Origin of the sequence: Rhizobium sp. BR 317 (assembly GCF_047445835.1) — a bacterium.
GTDB lineage: Bacteria > Pseudomonadota > Alphaproteobacteria > Rhizobiales > Rhizobiaceae > Rhizobium > Rhizobium paranaense.
In genome coordinates this window covers 1-1,447 of record NZ_JARWLB010000122.1, presented here as the reverse complement: position 1 = coordinate 1,447, position 1,447 = coordinate 1, and the positions used below count along the sequence as shown (strand labels likewise).

Here is a 1,447-nt window from a genome sequence, read left to right as displayed (position 1 = left end):
GGTCTATGTCCGCCACATATCATACCGCCATTACTACAAGGCGACCTCCTMGCCGTGGCGTCGGTATTGAGGAGGAGACATGGTCGCTCTTAGACGCTTCCGGGCCACTGGCCCATCCTTCGCGGATCTCGTTCCCTATGCCGGTCTGRTCGACAATGGTGTGCTCCTGTTGAAAGACGGGAGCCTGATGGCCGGCTGGTACTTTGCCGGCCCGGATTCCGAAAGCGCGACCGACCTGGAGCGCAACGAACTCTCGCGCCAGATCAATACGATCCTGTCGCGGCTCGGAAGCGGCTGGATGATCCAGGTTGAAGCGGTCCGCATTCCGACCTTCGATTATCCGACGGATGATCGTGGCCACTTCCCCGATGTCGTGACACGCGCGATYGACGCCGAGCGGCKGGCGCATTTCGCGCGCGRGCAGGGGCATTTCGAAAGCAAGCACGCGCTCGTCCTCACGTATCGCCCGCTCGAGTCCAAGAAGACGGCCCTCAGCAAATACATCTACTCGGACGAGGAGAGCCKCAAGAAGAGCTATGCGGACACGGTGCTGTTCGTCTTCAAGAACGCTGTCCGCGAKATCGAGCAGTATTTTGCCAATACCCTGTCTATACGCCGGATGGAAACGCTMGAGGTTGTCGAGMGGGGAGGGGAGCGGGTCGCCCGTTACGACGAGCTGCTGCAATTCGTTCGCTTCTGCATCACCGGCGAGAACCATCCGATCCGGCTTCCGGATGCACCGATGTATCTCGACTGGATCGCCACCGCCGAGCTTGAGCATGGGTTGACCCCAAAGGTCRAAAGCCGCTTTCTCGGCGTCGTGGCGATCGACGGTCTCCCGGCGGAGAGCTGGCCGGGGATTCTCAATAGCCTTGACCTGATGCCCCTCACATATCGCTGGTCGTCGCGCTTCATCTTTCTGGACGCGCAAGAGGCGCGGCAAAAACTCGAACGCACCCGCAAGAAATGGCAGCAGAAGGTGCGGCCGTTCTTCGATCAGCTCTTCCAGACGCAAAGCCGCTCCGTAGACCAGGATGCCATGACGATGGTAGCCGAGACCGAGGATGCCATCGCGCAAGCCTCCTCGCAGCTGGTTGCCTACGGCTACTATACGCCGGTCATCGTTCTCTTCGATCACGATCGCGAAGCCTTRCGGGAGAAAGCCGAAGCAATCCGCCGGCTGATCCAGGCCGAAGGCTTCGGCGCAAGGATTGAGACCCTCAACGCCACTGACGCCTTTCTCGGCAGTCTGCCGGGCAACTGGTATTGCAATATCCGCGAACCGCTGATCAACACCAGCAATCTTGCCGATCTCATTCCACTCAACTCTGTCTGGTCGGGAAGCCCTGTCGCACCGTGCCCATTCTACCCGCCGAACTCTCCTCCGCTGATGCAGGTGGCCAGCGGCTCGACGCCGTTCCGCCTGAACCTGCATGTCGACGACGTC

1 pseudogene is annotated in these 1,447 nt (G+C 60.3%); it reads left to right on the top strand.

The features are described 5' to 3' along the window. Window positions 1-79: 79 nt before the first annotated feature. Window positions 80-1,447, top strand: a pseudogene (locus QD357_RS32230) (conjugal transfer protein TrbE); the annotation flags it as partial.